17 protein-coding genes are annotated in these 17,389 nt (G+C 53.0%); 5 read left to right on the forward strand and 12 right to left on the reverse strand.

Annotation, left to right across the window (positions count from 1 at the left end):
- Positions 1–309: 309 nt before the first annotated feature.
- Both phoR and phoB read right to left on the reverse strand, forming a co-directional pair.
- On the reverse strand, positions 310–1,605 hold the full coding sequence (phoR, locus tag OGX94_RS10545; RefSeq protein ID WP_003830971.1) for a phosphate regulon sensor histidine kinase PhoR: 1,296 nt from the start codon (positions 1,603–1,605) through the stop codon (positions 310–312).
- Positions 1,606–1,655: 50 nt separating this feature from the next.
- Positions 1,656–2,345, reverse strand: a complete 690-nt coding sequence (gene phoB, locus OGX94_RS10550; protein WP_003830970.1) for a phosphate response regulator transcription factor PhoB — start codon at positions 2,343–2,345, stop codon at positions 1,656–1,658.
- Between the two features lie 190 nt (positions 2,346–2,535).
- On the opposite strand from phoB, the gene sbcD reads away from it, so the two are divergent.
- The 3 genes from sbcD (at position 2,536) to araJ (ending at position 8,243) form a co-directional block, all read left to right on the forward strand.
- Entirely contained in the window at positions 2,536–3,738 is a 1,203-nt protein-coding gene (gene sbcD / locus OGX94_RS10555) for an exonuclease subunit SbcD (RefSeq protein ID WP_257661410.1), read from the forward strand.
- A complete protein-coding gene (gene sbcC, locus OGX94_RS10560; RefSeq protein ID WP_200920731.1) occupies positions 3,735–6,878 on the forward strand; it encodes an exonuclease subunit SbcC in 3,144 nt (1,047 codons plus the stop codon). The genes sbcD and sbcC overlap by 4 nt, the downstream gene beginning before the upstream one ends.
- Before the next feature lie 192 nt (positions 6,879–7,070).
- Complete coding sequence (gene araJ, locus OGX94_RS10565) at positions 7,071–8,243, forward strand: MFS transporter AraJ (RefSeq protein ID WP_257661730.1); 1,173 nt, start codon at positions 7,071–7,073, stop codon at positions 8,241–8,243.
- 27 nt (positions 8,244–8,270) lie between these two features.
- Here the strand turns inward: araJ and mak are convergent, their stop codons facing one another.
- Positions 8,271–9,179, reverse strand: coding sequence for a fructokinase (gene mak / locus OGX94_RS10570; protein WP_257661409.1), 909 nt, complete (start codon positions 9,177–9,179; stop codon positions 8,271–8,273).
- A gap of 91 nt (positions 9,180–9,270) precedes the next feature.
- Between mak and rdgC the strand changes: the two genes are divergently transcribed.
- A complete protein-coding gene (gene rdgC / locus OGX94_RS10575) occupies positions 9,271–10,182 on the forward strand; it encodes a recombination-associated protein RdgC (RefSeq protein WP_003021479.1) in 912 nt (303 codons plus the stop codon).
- 50 nt (positions 10,183–10,232) lie between these two features.
- Here the strand turns inward: rdgC and ppnP are convergent, their stop codons facing one another.
- From ppnP to OGX94_RS10600, 5 genes are all read right to left on the reverse strand, one after another.
- Positions 10,233–10,517 carry a pyrimidine/purine nucleoside phosphorylase gene (ppnP, locus tag OGX94_RS10580; protein WP_003021477.1) on the reverse strand — a complete coding sequence of 95 codons (285 nt, stop codon included), beginning with the start codon at positions 10,515–10,517 and terminating at the stop codon, positions 10,233–10,235.
- 71 nt (positions 10,518–10,588) lie between these two features.
- The gene (locus OGX94_RS10585) at positions 10,589–11,266 is read right to left on the reverse strand and encodes an AroM family protein (RefSeq protein ID WP_003830963.1); all 678 of its coding nucleotides are present in this window, start codon (positions 11,264–11,266) and stop codon (positions 10,589–10,591) included.
- Positions 11,267–11,512: 246 nt separating this feature from the next.
- Positions 11,513–11,704: a protein YaiA gene (gene yaiA / locus OGX94_RS10590; protein WP_003021472.1), complete on the reverse strand. Its 192-nt coding sequence runs from the start codon at positions 11,702–11,704 to the stop codon at positions 11,513–11,515.
- Between the two features lie 26 nt (positions 11,705–11,730).
- On the reverse strand, positions 11,731–12,276 hold the full coding sequence (gene aroL / locus OGX94_RS10595) for a shikimate kinase AroL (RefSeq protein WP_003830960.1): 546 nt from the start codon (positions 12,274–12,276) through the stop codon (positions 11,731–11,733).
- Between the two features lie 186 nt (positions 12,277–12,462).
- Positions 12,463–12,918: a YaiI/YqxD family protein gene (locus OGX94_RS10600; RefSeq protein ID WP_003830959.1), complete on the reverse strand. Its 456-nt coding sequence runs from the start codon at positions 12,916–12,918 to the stop codon at positions 12,463–12,465.
- A 189-nt stretch (positions 12,919–13,107) separates the two neighbouring features.
- Between OGX94_RS10600 and proC the strand changes: the two genes are divergently transcribed.
- Complete coding sequence (proC, locus tag OGX94_RS10605) at positions 13,108–13,917, forward strand: pyrroline-5-carboxylate reductase (RefSeq protein WP_003021462.1); 810 nt, start codon at positions 13,108–13,110, stop codon at positions 13,915–13,917.
- 17 nt (positions 13,918–13,934) lie between these two features.
- Here proC and adrA read toward each other — a convergent pair whose 3' ends face one another.
- From adrA to OGX94_RS10625, 4 genes are all read right to left on the reverse strand, one after another.
- A complete protein-coding gene (gene adrA, locus OGX94_RS10610; RefSeq protein ID WP_122973925.1) occupies positions 13,935–15,050 on the reverse strand; it encodes a diguanylate cyclase AdrA in 1,116 nt (371 codons plus the stop codon).
- Positions 15,051–15,141: 91 nt separating this feature from the next.
- Positions 15,142–15,462, reverse strand: a complete 321-nt coding sequence (gene psiF, locus OGX94_RS10615; protein WP_003830956.1) for a phosphate starvation-inducible protein PsiF — start codon at positions 15,460–15,462, stop codon at positions 15,142–15,144.
- A 97-nt stretch (positions 15,463–15,559) separates the two neighbouring features.
- Positions 15,560–16,975, reverse strand: a complete 1,416-nt coding sequence (gene phoA, locus OGX94_RS10620; RefSeq protein WP_286569169.1) for an alkaline phosphatase — start codon at positions 16,973–16,975, stop codon at positions 15,560–15,562.
- Positions 16,976–17,079: 104 nt separating this feature from the next.
- Entirely contained in the window at positions 17,080–17,322 is a 243-nt protein-coding gene (locus OGX94_RS10625) for a sigma-S stabilization anti-adapter protein IraP (RefSeq protein WP_003830953.1), read from the reverse strand.
- Between the last annotated feature and the right edge of the window lie 67 nt (positions 17,323–17,389).

Here is a 17,389-nt window from a genome sequence, read left to right on the forward strand (position 1 = left end):
AAACACTCCCGACCTGGCGCGGCGAAGAATAGTTTTTCGATTTACCGCGTAAATGCAGTCGGTATGACAGCACCTGGAGCGCAATTTAAACGCTTATAACGTTTTAAAGCAAGGTGGGATCCAAAAACCAGAACAATATAGCGATATGAAAAATAGGGTTAGCACAAAAAACCATTTCATGGAAAAAGGTATGGGTAATAATTCGAACAAAAAACAATCAAACGTCGTAAAATTCAGGAGGCATCTATTGACCACATAAAAAAAACCAGCTTGCGCTGGCTTTTGGAAAGATTATCTTACGAATACGTCTTAGCCGTTACTTTTGGCAATGAAACGTTCCGGGATCATGAAACTAAATCGCGTCCCTTTGCCTGGTTCGCTTTCGATGTTCAAACGGCTGTCGTGATGATGCAGCGCATGTTTCACGATAGCCAGACCCAGCCCGCTACCGCCCGTTTGTCGCGATCTCGCCTTATCCACACGATAAAAACGCTCGGTCAAACGTGGTATATGCTCGGGGGCAATGCCCGGACCGTTGTCTTCCACGCAAAACTCCGCCCCCGACGCCACATGCTGCCAGCGTACGGTAATGTGCGTTCCCGCTGGTGTGTGGTTAACCGCGTTGTACACGAGATTCGAGATAGCGCTACGCAACTGCTCCTCGTTGCCTCGTACGTTCAGGCTGTTATCGACATCAAAGGTAAACGTATGTTTATGCTGGCTCAGGGTTTGCGCTTCGTGCTCGATCACGCGCAGCATCATGGGCACATCGACTTTCTCATTCAGCTGCAACGTCGGCGCAGCTTCAATTTTTGACAGCGTCAGCAGCTGTTTCACCAGACCTTCCATACGGTACGTTTGTTCACGCATGGTATGCAGCGCTTTTTCGCGCGTTGTCCCTTCCAGCGGATGCTCCTGCATCATTTCCAGGTAGCCTTGCAGCACCGTCAGCGGTGTGCGCAGCTCATGGCTGGCGTTGGCGAAAAAGTTACGCCGTGAACCTTCCAGTTGGTGCATCTGGGTAACGTCGCGCGCCACCATCAACAATTGCTTATCGGTATAGGGCATCACGCGGATTTCCAGATGCCGTCCGGTATTGAGCACCAGATTGATTGGCCGGCTAAAATCGCGCGTTTTCAGATATTGTGTGAATTCCGGGTAGCGCAGCAGGTTAAGAATATTTTGCCCGCTATCGTCCGGCCAACGCAGTCCCAGAACCTGCTGAGCCAGTCCGTTACACCAGAAGATACCGCCTTCTTCGGTGGTCAACACCACCGCGTCGGGTAGGGATTCCGCCCCGCTGCGAAAACGTTTAATCAGGTTACCCAGTTCTCGACGGCGCTTTTTGTTGCGAAGCTGCATTTGATGCAGCCCATATAACAACGGCTCCCAACTGCCTCGCCCCGGTGGGGGCGTCATACTTCTGTCGACCCATAACCACCAGGATAAACGTAATAAATTCCAGAAATGCCAGATAAGCAGGCCCGTTACCGACGCCAGTAAAAACCAGGGCAGGTAACCGAAAAAAGCGCTAAGTATAAATGCCGGTATGCAGCACAGGATCAGCTCCAGTACCAACCTTTTCCATGACAATCGTTCTAGCAAACGTCTTACTCCATAAACGGCCTAATCCATCAGGCCCTGATTCTTGTCAGTCAGAAGCGGGTCGAAAAACGATATCCCGTCCCGCGAACTGTCTGCACCATTCGATCGTGTCCGCTGTGCTCCAGCGCTTTACGTAAGCGGCGGATATGCACATCCACTGTCCGGTCTTCCACGTAGACATTGGTTCCCCAGACATGATTGAGGAGTTGTTCACGGCTGTAGACGCGCTCGGGGTGAGTCATAAAGAAGTGCAACAGTTTGAATTCGGTCGGCCCCATATCCAGCGGTTCTTCGCCGGTCATCACGCGATGCGAAGTGGGATCAAGACTCAGCCCCTGCATCTCAATAACCTCTTCCACCGCCATGGGGGAAATACGACGCAGCACAGCTTTAATACGCGCCACCAGCTCCTTGGGAGAAAACGGCTTGGTAATATAATCATCCGCACCGGTTTCCAGACCCCGGACGCGATCTTCCTCTTCTCCCCTCGCCGTCAGCATCATCACGGGGATGTCCCGTGTCATGGCTTCGCGCTTGAGATGCTTAATAAACTGTAGACCCGAGCCGCCGGGAAGCATCCAGTCAAGCAGGACGAGATCCGGCCAGGGTTCATTGAGTTGGTTCACAGCACTGTCATAGTCTTCGGCTTCTACGGGTTGAAAACCGTTTTGCTCGAGCACGAAGCAGACCATTTCACGAATTGGAGCTTCATCTTCTACGACCAGAATACGTCTCGCCATGATTTGCCCTGTTTATAATTAAATCGTTTGCCATCAATACGGTGCCATTATGCGTCAGTTTTATGACAGATTTATGAAAAGATAGTCCAGGTTTAACGCAGCCAGACGAATTATGACAGCCCGGAGACAAGATATTACCGTCCCTGAAAGGTTATAATCCCCGCCACTGTTTTATCGTCATGGAACTCTTATGCGCATCCTTCACACGTCTGACTGGCATCTGGGCCAAAATTTCTACAGCAAGAGCCGCGCCGCTGAACATCAGGCCTTTCTCGACTGGCTGCTGGAGACGGCACAATCCCAGCAGGTGGATGCCATTATTGTGGCTGGCGATATTTTCGATACCGGCTCACCGCCAAGCTACGCCCGTGAGCTGTATAACCGTTTTGTCGTCAATCTGCAGCAAACTGGCTGTCATCTGGTGGTGCTGGCAGGCAACCACGATTCCGTCGCCACGCTCAATGAATCCCGCGATATTCTGGCGTTTCTCAACACCACGGTCGTTGCCAGCGCCGGCCATGCACCGCAGGTGCTGCCGCAACGTGATGGCACGCCGGGAGCGATCCTGTGTCCGGTTCCTTTCTTACGACCACGTGACATCATTACCAGCCAGGCCGGGCTAACCGGACAAGAAAAACAGCAGCATCTGCTGGGGGCGATCACCGACTATTACCAGCAGCAGTATCAGGACGCCTGCACGCTGCGTGGCGATCGAAACCTGCCCATCATTGCGACCGGGCATTTGACCACCGTTGGCGCCAGTAAAAGTGACGCCGTACGTGACATTTATATCGGTACGCTGGACGCCTTTCCGGCGCAAAACTTTCCACCCGCGGACTACATCGCACTGGGGCATATTCACCGGGCGCAGGTTATCGGCGGGACGGAGCATATTCGCTACTGCGGTTCACCGATTGCCCTCTGTTTTGACGAGTGCGGCAAAAACAAATGTGTACATCTGGTGAGCTTTGAAGCGGGGAAACTCAGCGCCGTTGAAAATCTCACAGTACCGGTCACCCAGCCGCTTGCGGTACTGAAAGGCGATTTAGCTGCCATTACCACCCAGCTTGAACAGTGGCGTAACGTACCACAAGAGCCGCCGATATGGCTGGATATTGAAATCACCACCGACGACTATCTGCATGACATGCAACGTAAGATCCAGGCCTTAACCGAAGATTTACCGGTCGAGGTGTTATTGGTGCGCCGCAGTCGGGAACAACGTGAACGTATTATGGCCAGTGAACGACGCGAAACGTTAAGCGAGCTAAGCGTAACGGAAGTTTTTGACCGCCGCCTGGCGCTGGAAGAGCTCGAAGAGCCTCAGCGCGAGCGGTTGAATCAGCTGTTTAGCGCAACCTTACACACGCTTGCAGGGGAGAGTGAAGCATGAAAATTCTCAGCCTGCGCCTGAAGAACCTCAACTCCCTGAAGGGAGAATGGAAAGTCGATTTCACGGCAGAACCTTTTGCCAGCAACGGGTTGTTCGCCATCACCGGGCCAACGGGCGCGGGGAAAACTACCCTGCTGGACGCGATTTGCCTCGCCCTGTACCACGAAACGCCACGCCTGAATACCGTGTCACAGTCGCAAAATGACCTGATGACCCGCGACACCGCGGAGTGTCTGGCCGAGGTCGAGTTTGAGGTGCGCGGCGAAGCCTACCGCGCATTCTGGAGTCAGAACCGGGCACGCAACCAGCCTGAGGGCAACCTGCAGGTCCCGCGCGTAGAGCTGGCCCGCTGCGCCGACGGTAAAATCCTCGCCGATAAAGTCAAAGACAAGCTGGAGATGACAGCCGAGCTTACCGGGCTGGATTACGGGCGTTTTACCCGTTCGATGCTGCTGTCTCAGGGGCAGTTTGCCGCCTTTCTTAATGCCAAACCGAAAGAGCGCGCCGAGCTGCTGGAAGAGTTAACCGGTACTGAGATCTACGGCCAAATCTCCGCCATGGTGTTTGAAAAGCACAAGTCAGCGCGTACAGAACTGGAAAAACTGCAGGCCCAGGCCAGCGGCGTTGCGCTGTTAGCACCAGAGCAGGTGCAGTCCCTGACAGAAAGTTTGCAGGTACTTACTGACGAAGAAAAACAATACCTTACCAGCCAACAAATCCAGCAACAGCACCTCAACTGGCTTATTCGGCAAAATGAACTTCAAACGGACATAAACCGCCACCAGCAGGCATTACAGGCAGCACTTCAGGTGCAAGAAGACGCGCAGCCGCAGCTGGCAGCGCTGAGCCTGGCGCAGCCAGCCAGAGCATTACGCCCACACTGGGAGCGAATCCAGGAACAAACGGCTACTATCGAGCGCACGCGCCAGAAGATTCAGGAAGTGAATACTCGCTTACAAAGCAGCTTAGCGCTGCGCGGGCGCATCCGTCAGCAGGCGCACACGCAATCGACCGCGATACTCGCCGAACAACAGACGTTAACCGACTGGCTGAACGAACATGACCGCTTCCGCTTATGGAGTAGCGAACTGGCAGGATGGAAAGCGCTTCTGGCGCAACAGTCCGACGCCAGCGCCCAGCTACGCCAGTGGCAGCAGTTGCGGGAGAACGACACCCGTAAGCTCAATGCACTAACGCTTCCCGCGCTGACCCTTTCGCCGCAGGAGGTAACGGATGCGTTGGCACAACATGTGCAGCTTCGTCCGCTACGCCAGCGGCTGAGCAATCTACACGGGCAAATCGCCCCGAAGCAAAAGCAACTGGCACAGTTACGCGCCACGCTTGTACAGCGTCAGCAAGAGCTAACTCAGCGCAACGCGGTGCTTGCCGAAAAACGTCAGCGCTATAAAGATAAAAATCAGCAACTTACCGATGTAAAAGTCATTTGCGAGCAGGAAGCCCGCATCAAAGATCTGGAAAGCCAACGGGCATTATTGCAATCCGGCATGCCTTGCCCGCTATGCGGCTCCACCGCACATCCGGCGATTGAACGCTATCAAACGCTCGAACTGAGCGTGAATCAGACGCGGCGTGAAGCGCTGGAAAAAGAGGTCAAAACACTGGCCGATGAAGGTTCCACGTTACGCGGCCAGCTTGAGGCGATCACGCAGCAACTTCAGCGGGATGAACGCGAAGCACAGACGCTTTCTCAGGAGGAGCAAGCACTTACTCAAGAGTGGCTGACCGTCACCGCCAGCCTCAACGTCACGCTACAACCGCAGGATGACATTGCCCCGTGGCTGGCCGCTCAGGAAGAGCACGAACAACAGCTTCACCAGTTGAGCCTGCGTCATACCCTGCAGGCGCAAATCGCAGCCCATACCGAGCAGATTACCCAGCTCCAGCAGCATATTGACCAGCGCCAGGCGATGCTAACCGTCGAGCTGGCCCGTCATGGTCTGGCCCTTCCGCCAGAGGATAACGTTGCCTCATGGCTAAGCGAACGGGCGAACGAAGCGCAAATGTGGCAACAGCGCCAGAATGAACTGACCGAGTTACAGGCCCGGATTGCCCAGCTTGCGCCGCTGCTGGAAACGCTGCCAGAAACCGAGGCGCTTTCTGAAGACATTGAGGATTTGTCGCTGGAAAACTGGCGGCAGGTGCACGACGATTGCCTCTCTTTACAGGGACAGTGGCAAACCTTGCAACAGCAGGAGGCGCAGGACGTTCAGCGCGCCGCAGACATTCAGGCGCAGTTTGATTCCGCATTGCAGGCCAGCATCTTTGACAATCGTGACGCCTTTATTGCCGCCCTGCTGGATGAAGAGACTTTCAACCGTCTTGAGCAGTTGAAGCAATCGCTGGAAAGCCAGCAACAACAGGCGCAAACGCTGCTTAATCAGGCCCAGCAGGCGCTGACGACTCATCAACAGCAGCAACCAACCGGGGTAGATCTCTCGCTTACCGCACAACATCTACACGACGCGCTGGCGCAGCTCACCCAGCTGCTACGCGATAACACGACTCGTCAGGGCGAAATTCGCCAGCAGCTTAAGCAAGATGCTGAAAACCGCCAGCAGCAGCAGGCGCTGATGCAGGAGATTGAAAAAGTCGCACAGCAGGTCGAAGACTGGGGGTATTTGAATGCGCTGATCGGCTCGAAAGAGGGAGATAAGTTCCGCAAATTTGCCCAGGGGCTGACGCTGGATAACCTCGTCTGGCTTGCCAACAACCAGTTAACCCGTCTGCACGGTCGCTATTTGTTGCAGCGCAAGGCCAGCGAAGCGTTAGAGCTGGAAGTGGTTGATACCTGGCAGGCCGATGCGGTGCGTGACACGCGTACGCTTTCCGGCGGCGAGAGCTTCCTGGTGAGTCTGGCGCTGGCGCTGGCATTATCCGATCTGGTCAGCCACAAAACACGAATTGACTCCCTGTTCCTCGACGAAGGCTTCGGCACGCTGGACAGTGAAACGCTGGATACCGCTCTGGACGCGCTGGATGCGCTCAACGCTACCGGTAAAACCATTGGCGTCATCAGCCACGTCGAAGCAATGAAAGAACGCATTCCGGTGCAGATCAAGGTGAAAAAAATCAACGGTCTGGGCTACAGCAAACTCGACAAGATGTTTGCGGTGGAGTAATCGACCAGCGGATGTGGTGTCACAGGCCGGATAAGCGCTAGCGCCATCCGGCACTCTATGTAGCACAATATTGCATACTCAGGGACGGATATGAAATGGCATTCCACTTCGCTTATCCGCAAGCTATCGCTATTGGCGGCGAACGTTCGCCGCTATGACGCACATCCTGCGTCTTTCTTGTTGGCAGGTGGTATGAAAAAAGTCATTTTCTCTTTAGCGCTGGGAACATTTGGGCTGGGCATGGCCGAGTTTGGCATTATGGGCGTTCTCACCGAGCTGGCGCAGGACGTGGGAATTTCTATTCCTGCCGCTGGCCATATGATCTCGTTTTACGCCTTTGGCGTGGTGCTGGGCGCCCCCATTATTGCGCTCTTTTCCAGCCGTTTTTCACTCAAGCATATTCTGCTGTTTCTGGTCACACTGTGTGTGATTGGCAACGCCATCTTCACCCTCTCCTCCTCCTATTTTATGCTGGCGGTAGGCAGGCTGGTCTCCGGCTTCCCGCATGGTGCGTTTTTTGGCGTTGGCGCAATAATCCTGTCGAAGCTCGCCCGTCCGGGAAAAGTCACCGCCGCCGTCGCGGGTATGATTTCGGGGATGACCGTTGCCAATCTGGTTGGCATTCCTTTCGGCACCTGGCTGAGTCAGGAATTTAGCTGGCGCTATACGTTCCTGCTGATTGCCGTCTTTAATATCGCCGTGATGGTCTCGGTCGCTTTTTGGGTACCCAACATCAGCGATGAAACAAAAGGAAAACTGCGCGAACAATTTCACTTTTTGAAAAGCCCCGCCCCGTGGCTCATTTTCTCCGCCACCATGTTCGGTAACGCCGGGGTTTTCGCCTGGTTCAGCTACGTCAAACCGTACATGATGTATATCTCCGGCTTCTCCGAAGCGCTGATGACCTTCATCATGATGCTGGTAGGATTAGGAATGGTGTTGGGAAATCTGCTGAGCGGTCGGCTGTCTGGTCGCTATACGCCGCTGCGCATTGCGGTGATAACCGACTTCGTGATTGTGCTGGCTCTGCTGTTGCTCTTTGCCTTTGGCGGGATCAAAGTCGCGTCGCTGACCTTCGCCTTTATTTGCTGCGCGGGCCTGTTTGCCCTGTCGGCGCCGCTGCAAATTTTACTGCTGCAAAATGCTAAAGGAGGAGAGCTGCTGGGTGCGGCTGGCGGGCAAATTGCCTTTAACCTCGGCAGCGCGATTGGCGCTTATTGCGGTGGCATGATGCTGACGCTGGGCTTTGCCTACAACTACGTGACACTGCCGGCGGCACTGCTGTCATTTTCTGCGATGTCGTCACTGTTGCTGTACGGTCGCCTGAAGCGCGCAGTCCCCCTGATGACACACGCTGCCGGATAGCATCTGCGCTACCCGGCTACGCGAACATTACTCCTGCGGCCACAGCCAGGCCGCACCGCGTACACCGCTGGAATCCCCGTGTAGCGCCTTGCGTAGAGGCGTTTCGCACTCGCCACCAAAGACAAACTGCTTAATCAACGTCGGAACGTTTTGATACAGTCGGTCGACATTGCTCATTCCGCCACCCAGCACAATGACGTCCGGATCGAGAATATTCACCACATGTGCCAATGATTTCGCCAGACGACGCTCATAGCGGCTCAACGCCTGCTCCGCAAGAGCATCCTGCGCAGTAACAAGGCTGATAATTTCACTGCCTTTGAGCGGCTTACCGCTCAAACGCTGGTAGTCAGTGGCAAAGCCGGTCCCGGAAATGAAGGTTTCAATGCAGCCTTGCTTGCCACAATAACAGGGGACTTCCTGTCGAAAACGCAGCTCATCTTCGTCCATCCACGGCAGCGGATTATGCCCCCACTCCCCTGCGGTACCGTTGCCGCCGGTGTGCGCCCGACCATTCAGTGCCACGCCTGCGCCACATCCAGTGCCGATAATCACCGCAAACACGGTTTGCGCCCCCGCCGCCGCACCATCCACCGCTTCTGAAACCGCCAGACAGTTGGCATCATTTGCCAACCGCACTTCGCGATTCAGACGCGAACTCAGGTCTTGGTCAAAAGGTTGTCCGTTAAGCCAGGTCGAGTTGGCATTCTTTACCACCCCGGTGTAGGGCGAGATTGAACCTGGAATGCCCATTCCCACGGTTCCCGTCTGCCCGGTGGCGTTTTCCGCCATCTCCACCAGCGTGGCGATGGTTTCTATCGTTTGCCGATAATCATCACGCGGCGTGGGCAGGCGATGGCGAAAAAGCTGCTCGCCCGCATCGCCAAGCGCAATAACTTCCGTTTTCGTACCGCCCAAATCGATACCTATACGCACTGTTTGCTCCTCTTCCCGATTAACAATGCAAGCATAGCGACAATTCGCTATCATGCCCGCTGGATTTAACGACAAGGCCGTGGAAATTATCATGCTGTGGTTCAAAAATTTAATGGTTTACCGTCTTAGCCGCGATGTTTCTTTGCGAGCCGAAGAGATGGAAAAACAGCTGGCATCAATGACGTTCACCCCTTGCGGTAGCCAGGATATGGCAAAAATGGGCTGGGTTCCGCCGATGGGATCGCACAGCGATGCATTAACGCATACCGCCAATGGCCAAATTATTATCTGCGCCCGCAAAGAAGAAAAAATTCTGCCGTCGCCGGTTATCAAACAGGCGCTGGAAGCAAAAATATTCAAACTGGAAGCTGAGCAAGGTCGCAAACTTAAGAAGACCGAAAAAGACTCGCTGAAAGATGAAGTTCTGCACTCATTGCTGCCGCGCGCCTTTAGCCGCTTCAGCCAGACAATGATGTGGATCGATACCGTCAACGATCTGATCATGGTTGATTGTGCGAGCGCGAAAAAAGCCGAAGATACGCTAGCGCTGCTGCGTAAGAGTCTCGGTTCGCTGCCGGTCGTTCCGTTGACGATGGAAAACCCTATTGAGCTGACGCTGACCGAATGGGTTCGCTCCGGCACCACGGCGCAGGGCTTCCAACTGCTGGATGAAGCTGAACTGAAAGCGATCCTTGAAGACGGCGGTGTGATCCGCGCGAAAAAGCAGGATCTGGTCTGCGACGAAATCGCCGTGCATATCGAAGCGGGCAAACTGGTCACCAAGCTGGCCCTCGACTGGCAGCAGCGCATTCAGTTCGTTATGTGTGACGACGGCTCCATTAAGCGCCTGAAGTTCAGCGACGAGCTGCGCGATCAGAATGAAGATATCGACCGCGAAGATTATGCTCAGCGTTTTGATGCCGATTTCATCCTGATGACAGGTGAACTGGCGGCGCTGATTAAAAGTCTGGTGGAAGGATTAGGCGGCGAAGCGCAACGTTAAGCCGTGTTTAGCGAATGGCGACTCAATATCGCCATTCGTCATTTTTACGCTTACAGGTAACGGCAAAGATAGGATGTTGGCTCTGCTACCTGCAGATGAAACTCGCTGTTGCCCGGTACGTTAAACACGTCTCCTGCGGCATACACTTTCCACTCGGTTTCCCCTGGCAGCAGCACGTTCAGTGCGCCACTAACTACCGTCATCTCTTCAGGCGCCGCAGTACCAAAGGTATATTCACCTTCAGCCATCACACCTACACTGGCGCGGCCAGTACTGCTGCTGGTAAAACCGATCGATTTTACTTTGCCGGAAAAGTATTCATTACTTTGAAGCATACAACTGGCCCTATCTCGTGATTAAGTTAGGAACCAATATAGGGGGCTGACGTTCCACCTGTCACGCAAAATTACGCCAGCAATTCCGAAGCCAGTCGAGCAATCAACACATTGGACAGCAGAACCGGGACATCCAGCGACTTTTGCAGTAAATCACGATGACGTTGATGAAACCCCAGGCAGTCCAGCATAAGAACATCAGCACCTTGCTCAAGGAGATATTTCCCGGCATCAATCAGCTGTTGTTCGGAACCTTCTACTGGATTCGCCACGGCGTACACTGGCGGAGTTTGTAACACCTGCCACTTTTGTGTCTGGGCTTTGAGCAATTCAGCAACAGGTACAATGACCCCAACCTGATGCCCTTCGACAATTGAAGCCACTAACGGGGGAATAATGCGTATGGGTTCCAACAAGATACTATTGCGGGCGGTCAGACGGGTGATTGAGGCGGTACTCATCAGCAGGATCACATCAAATCCCTGATTATCGAGAACCTCCACAATGCTTTGCAGCGAGCGTTCCACTTTCTGACGTGAGACATGAGCAAGTTGGTGGTCGCTAAGCAGTGTTAATAACAGCTCGTCACCGGGTGAAGCCCCGTACTCGGCCATCACATCTTCTCGCTGCATCTGCCCCAGCAGACTGTGGTGAGTAATGTGCTGTTCATCAATATATTCCGTCAGGAGCGGTAACATCTCACACATCGGCACAACGCCAATCGTGAGGATAGCCAACGACGTACTCATTTGTTGCTCCACCGTCTTCTTACTTTGCTGTGAAATCCCGGATAAGTGCCGGGCGCTGACCTGTGCTACAAATGCTCAAAAGCGTAGCAGTAGATCGGCGGTGTATTGTGTAAAGATTCCAGATCATTCCAGTACTGGATTGTTATTGTTTAATTTTCAATTTTTACTGTATACGGCGAAATTTAAAATAATGTGATGCACGCCCGGACTGGCACTTTTAAGACTCGTGCCAGAGCGGTCTTCATATCAGGTTTTATCGGGGTCTTCGTAGCGTTTTTTAGCATCCATCGCTTCCTGAGCTGAAGGATGCTCACTGATCAACGAATTCGGTTTAGGGTGATCGGCACGAAGTTGATACCAGGTTACCGTCTGGCCTGGCGTCCCTTTTTCAACCGTAACAATGGTCGCTTGACGTGGGTAAGGTGGTTGTGTCGGCATAGTTCTTCCTTTTCACTGGATGAACATTAAGTATAGACACCGCCCTGCAACCGTGGCGCTGCCTGCGCCAGTATTCCAAGAATGTCTTCCACTACCTGCGAAGGCGGATTGGTGGCATCAACGATATAGTGCGCAGCCTCGCGATACAAAACATCGCGCTGGGCGAGCACTTCCTGAACCTCTTCGGTCAACGGCTTGCCGGTTAGAGTCGGTCGTAATCCTTCTTCAGGCGTGGCCTCCAGACGATCAACCAGTACCGATACCGGTGCGCTTAGATAGATAACCACGCCGTGGCTGCGCATGTAGCGGCGATTAAATTCGGTAAGAATGATACCGCCGCCGGTCGCAACAACCGTGGCAGGAGCTGTGACAGCCTGCAGAGCGGTCGTTTCCTGGGCACGAAACCCTTCCCATCCTTCTCTTTCGACGATTTCCGCCACGGTCATTTGCACGTGCGATTGCAACCAGCGATCGGTATCAACGAACTGGAAATCAATAGCCTTTGCCAGCGCCATACCGGTTGTCGTCTTACCACACCCCCGGGGGCCAACAAGAAAAAGAGGTTGCGTCATCACAGAATTTCCCCAGAGAGCCGCCAACAAGCGGGATCTGATGCGGTTAAAAATATAATCATATCATCAAACTAGTACACCGCCAAAACTGTAAATAAAAAATTACAGAAGAAATGGCGAGGTGAGTTAACCCCTACTATAACAAGAATTCACAATGAATAAAGTGTAAATAATAAATTACACACTCTATTTTCTACGCTGAACTTCCAGCCACCACTTATCCAGTTCAGCCGCAAAATGCTGTCTGTCGCGGGGCGAAAGGCTATCCGGCCCCCCGGTCTGAATACCGCTGGCACGCAGTGTATCCATAAAATCACGCATCATCAGACGCTCACGGATCGTCGCGTCGGTATAACGTTCACCACGCGGGTTAAGCGCCGCCGCACCCTTTTCAATCACTTCAGCCGCCAGCGGAATATCTGCCGTTATCACTAAATCACCGGCGCTGCACTGACGCACAATCTCGTTATCAGCCACGTCAAAGCCCGCAGGCACACGTAATGTGCTGATGAAACGCGAAGGCGGGACGCGCAGGCTTTGATTGGCCACTAAAACAAGCGGCATTTGCATGCGCTCAGAGGCGCGGTACAAAATGTCTTTAATCACATTCGGACACGCATCGGCATCCACCCATATTGTCATAACTTCTCCCCACTGGTGTGCTGTCGCACATTGTCGCGTGCTTTTACTTTCAGGCAAAGTGCTGTTTCTCCTTCTGCACATATTCATTCCGCGCTAAGCTTACCTTTCCCAGATTTACCCTAAATACTTCAAGTAACTTGAAGTATTTAGGGTATAAAACAATGAATATCATCCATAGGGAGTGACAAGATGGACAAGAAAATTGGTTTTATCGGCTGCGGTAATATGGGCAAAGCCATTCTTGGCGGCATGATCGCCAGCGGTCAGGTTCTCCCCGGACAAATCTGGGTCTACACCCCTTCCCCCGATAAGGTCGCCGCACTACACGACCAGTACGGCATTAATGCGGCGCAGTCTGCACAAGAAGTCGCGCAGATCGCTGATATTGTTTTTGGGGCCGTAAAGCCAGGCATTATGATTAAGGTGCTGAGCGAAATTACCTCCAGCCTGAACAAAGACTCCCTTGTCGTTTCGATTGCCGCGGGCGTCACCCTCGATCAGCTCGCTCGCGCGCTGGGTCATGACCGTAAAATCATTCGCGCGATGCCAAACACGCCATCGCTGGTGAACGCCGGAATGACCTCCGTCACGCCAAACGCCTTAGTCACGCCGGAAGATACGGCCGACGTGCTCAATATCTTCCGCTGCTTTGGCGAAGCTGAAGTCATTGCGGAGGCAATGATTCATCCGGTCGTTGGCGTCAGCGGTTCAGCACCGGCCTATGTATTTATGTTTATCGAAGCGATGGCAGATGCCGCCGTTCAGGGGGGGATGCCCCGCGCGCAGGCTTATAAATTTGCAGCACAAGCGGTAATGGGTTCGGCGAAGATGGTTCTGGAAACGGGTAAACATCCAGGCGAATTAAAGGATATGGTGTGCTCGCCGGGTGGAACCACCATTGAGGCGGTACGCGTCCTGGAAGAACGCGGTTTCCGTTCATCGGTGATTGAAGCGATGATTAAGTGCATGGAGCAGTCGGAAAAACTCAGCCGCTCCTGAGTTAACACCGCCGGACGTCAGGCCGCAGCTTCAGTGCGGTTACGTCCGGAATTCTTTGCTTTGTAGAGAGCCATATCTGCTGATTTTAACCATTCTCGATAGTGTTCAGTTTCAGACGTCAGCGGCGCAACACCCACGCTAATGCGCAGGTCAACCTGCGGCGCGCAGGATAAACGCAGTTGGGTAAGCCGTTCGTGAACACGTGACATCGCTGCAATCGCGCTGCTCGCTGACGTGCCACACATGATTACCGCAAACTCATCACCGCCAAAGCGACCAATCACATCGCTACCGCGTAAGGTCATCTGTAACTGGCGGGTCAGTGCAACAATGGCCTGATCCCCGACGTCATGGCCCCAGGTATCATTGATACTCTTAAAATGGTCAATATCGATGATAAGGAGCGTGGCGTCACGCTGATGGCGGCGGCAATTATCAAATTCATTTCGCAGCAACAGTTCCCAATGACGTCGGTTATAAACCCCGGTCATCCCATCTCGCGTACTCATAACCTGTAAGCGGCGTTTATGTTCTGCCAGCCTGATGAGTGTCTGGTAACTCACCCAGGCAAACAGCAACGGGTAAACCACTAACACCGGCAGCGACAGCAGCACGCCCAGTTGCGTACTGCTAAAAGCCACGGGGATATCCGTTAACTGTAACGTCACCAGGCATGAAACCACCATCAACACGGCACCTGCGATGAAGACACGCATCCCCCCTGCGCCCATCAGGTTGATACAGATAATCATCAACAGCGCCGTGGATGGCAGCAAGTTTATCCCCATAATCCCCATCCACATCCCGGCGAGGATGGCATCGGCTTTTAAGTTGGTATATTCGCTATGCAGTGGATCGATAGCTTTACTTGCCAATTGCCATGCCAGATGCGGCCAGACAAACGCCCATCCCACCAGCAAAAGCCACCAGCCTCCGGTTATTGGCTGAGAAACTAATACCGACGCGATAGGGAAAAACATTCCCCCCAGTCCCACCGCTCGCGGCAGCCTGATTCGTCGGGCAAATCGCAGACCGGAACGTTGGTGGTCATTTTGATGAAGCAATATAAATGCTTCATTCGGGACGACCTTCTTTTGATAAAAGTTTTCATCATTCATCGTATTTGGGAATATTCTGAAACAAATTTCCCAAATTATAGGAAGGGGTCTGGTGGCGGAAGTATGATATTTCGGGTGAGCGATTTTACCTGCTCACCCGGAAGTGCTAAGCAGATTTTTTCAGGCAAGCGCTCATAAACTTATTACGATCATCGCCTTTCAGCGACTGTTCCGTCGCCTTGACGTTGCATTCACGCATTTTCTGCTGCTGCGGCGTCAGGCTCTTTTCCTCAGGCGCAGATTTACTGTTTTTCAGGCAATCACTCATGTAGGTCTTACGCGCATCCCCTTTTAAGGTCTGCGCCGTTGCCTGCTGATTGCAGGTGGTCATACGCTGTTGTTGCGGGGTTAACGTCTTCTCGGCAGCACCGACTGTAGTTAAAAAAATAAGGCCAAAGAGTAACGTCATTAATAATGTAATTTTCATAGCACCATCCTTTTCTGAACGACGACACACAGGTAAGTTTGGCTGCTAACGATAAAAATACCACCCAACGGCAAAAGTATTGCCGTCGGGTGTCAGCTTATTTCAGTCCTAACGCCGCTTTCATGGTGTAAAACAGATCGGTTTGATCGATCAGGCCAACCACATTCGCCGCATGAGGGCCATAGGCTGCAATACGCAGTTGGCTGCCGGTGTGCTCCTGGGACTCTTCTTCAGAGTTGCCATAGCTAATGACCATCACCGCGCCATCTTTGGTGTTCAGCGCTTGCGTTAAACCGGGTGCTTTGGTATCCGGTGCGACGATCTGGCTGGCATGCGCGTGGTCAGCGGTTACCACAACCAGGGTGTTGCCATCTTTCTTAGCAAAAGCAAGAGCACGCTGCACCGCTTCATCCAGATCGACCGTTTCACCAATTTGTCCACACGGGTTAGCGGCATGATCTTGTTTGTCGATTGACGCGCCTTCTACTTGCAGGAAGAAACCTTTCTCATTCTTGCTTAACAGCTCAATCGCTTTATCCGTCATCTGCGCCAGCGTTGGCACGCTGTCGTTACGTTTTGGATTTGGCGTACAGGTCACTACCGGCTTATCCAGATTCCCGTGATAAGACGCTTTCGGCCCTTCCCAACGCACTGGCATATTGCCGTCTGAGAACAGACCCAACAGCGGTTTATCCTGATTCGCTTCGGTAATCGCCGCCAGCGTCGCGGCATCACTGACCATCTGGTAACCACGGGCCTGTGCTTGCTCACGCAGCGTTTTACCCTGCCACTCACCTGCCGTAGCGGTTTCAGTAAATGTTTTTGCTCCGCCGCCTAACGTAACATCCGCACGGGCATTCAATAATTGTTCGGTAATCGACCCTTTACCGCCTTTTTCCAGCGCGTTCGTCGGGCATTTTTCAGCCGTCACGCTCGGGCCATAGCATTTACGCGAAGTGACATGGGCAACCAGTGCGGCCGGGGTGGCATCCTGCAATTCAGCCGTGGAAACGTTGCCTGTCGCCAGACCTGCCGCTTTGGCCATTTCCAGAATAGTGGCGTGATCTTTTTCACGAATATCAACGCCCAGAGCACCATTGTAAGTTTTAACGCCGGTCGTCCACGCCGTCGCGGATGCTGCTGAATCTGTCACATAATCAGGTTTCCCTGTTTTCTTATCCAACGCATAATGCGTGTATTGCCCGGTCAGCGGTAAAGCATCAATACCTTTAAAAAAGCCGCCCGCGCCTTCAGCATAATTTCGCGCTGCCGTTATTTCGGAATCGCCCATCCCATCGCCAATCAGCAAAATAATATTTTTGGCTGGTTTATCGTTCAGGGATTCGCGCAGAGCCGCCGTTTGATCGGCAGACAATCGGCGAGCGCCACCCGGCGTGGTGATATCACCTTGAGCGGCACGATTATCCATAACCGCTACAGTAGATGTTTCTGCATTAATAACCGGGGTAAACAGCAAAGGTAACAGGGCAATAGCGAGTGCACTTTGTTTCACTTTATATTCTCCATGTATAAATACGGTAAAATTAAAACAAAGCGACTATAAGTATTTGATGTGACACTTTTATGATAATTTGTGGGTGTCCCGCCACAGAGGGTTCAAAACGCTTTTTGTACGCCCTCGCAAGCGCTATGTATGTTCGTCAGAAACGCGGGCATGTGGTTTACATCAGCCAGCGCCCCCTCAATTTGACGAATAAATATTTGCCGATCGTTCCACGCCATATTGCGCAGCATTTCGATGATTACCCGTTCCAACGTTTCGACCTGTGCCGCCAGATCTTGCGACTCTTCTTCTTTTTGCGCGAGCTTAAGTAACAACTCAGTGACGAGGTTTTTCATTTGCCTATTCCCTTAACAAAATATGGGCCACGTTATCATTAAGGCTCACAACTGCCTAGAGGATGAA

Source organism: Citrobacter sp. Cpo037 (assembly GCF_030332945.1).
GTDB classification, from domain to species: Bacteria; Pseudomonadota; Gammaproteobacteria; order Enterobacterales; family Enterobacteriaceae; genus Citrobacter; species Citrobacter portucalensis.

Coding starts and splice junctions, on each gene's coding strand:
- phoB (WP_003830970.1), bottom strand. CDS start 2,345: ATGGCGAGACGTATTCTGGTCGTAGAAGATGAAGCTCCAATTCGTGAA.
- sbcD (WP_257661410.1), top strand. CDS start 2,536: ATGCGCATCCTTCACACGTCTGACTGGCATCTGGGCCAAAATTTCTAC.
- sbcC (WP_200920731.1), top strand. CDS start 3,735: ATGAAAATTCTCAGCCTGCGCCTGAAGAACCTCAACTCCCTGAAGGGA.
- araJ (WP_257661730.1), top strand. CDS start 7,071: ATGAAAAAAGTCATTTTCTCTTTAGCGCTGGGAACATTTGGGCTGGGC.
- rdgC (WP_003021479.1), top strand. CDS start 9,271: ATGCTGTGGTTCAAAAATTTAATGGTTTACCGTCTTAGCCGCGATGTT.
- ppnP (WP_003021477.1), bottom strand. CDS start 10,517: ATGCTTCAAAGTAATGAATACTTTTCCGGCAAAGTAAAATCGATCGGT.
- OGX94_RS10585 (WP_003830963.1), bottom strand. CDS start 11,266: ATGAGTACGTCGTTGGCTATCCTCACGATTGGCGTTGTGCCGATGTGT.
- yaiA (WP_003021472.1), bottom strand. CDS start 11,704: ATGCCGACACAACCACCTTACCCACGTCAAGCGACCATTGTTACGGTT.
- aroL (WP_003830960.1), bottom strand. CDS start 12,276: ATGACGCAACCTCTTTTTCTTGTTGGCCCCCGGGGGTGTGGTAAGACG.
- OGX94_RS10600 (WP_003830959.1), bottom strand. CDS start 12,918: ATGACAATATGGGTGGATGCCGATGCGTGTCCGAATGTGATTAAAGAC.
- proC (WP_003021462.1), top strand. CDS start 13,108: ATGGACAAGAAAATTGGTTTTATCGGCTGCGGTAATATGGGCAAAGCC.
- psiF (WP_003830956.1), bottom strand. CDS start 15,462: ATGAAAATTACATTATTAATGACGTTACTCTTTGGCCTTATTTTTTTA.
- OGX94_RS10625 (WP_003830953.1), bottom strand. CDS start 17,322: ATGAAAAACCTCGTCACTGAGTTGTTACTTAAGCTCGCGCAAAAAGAA.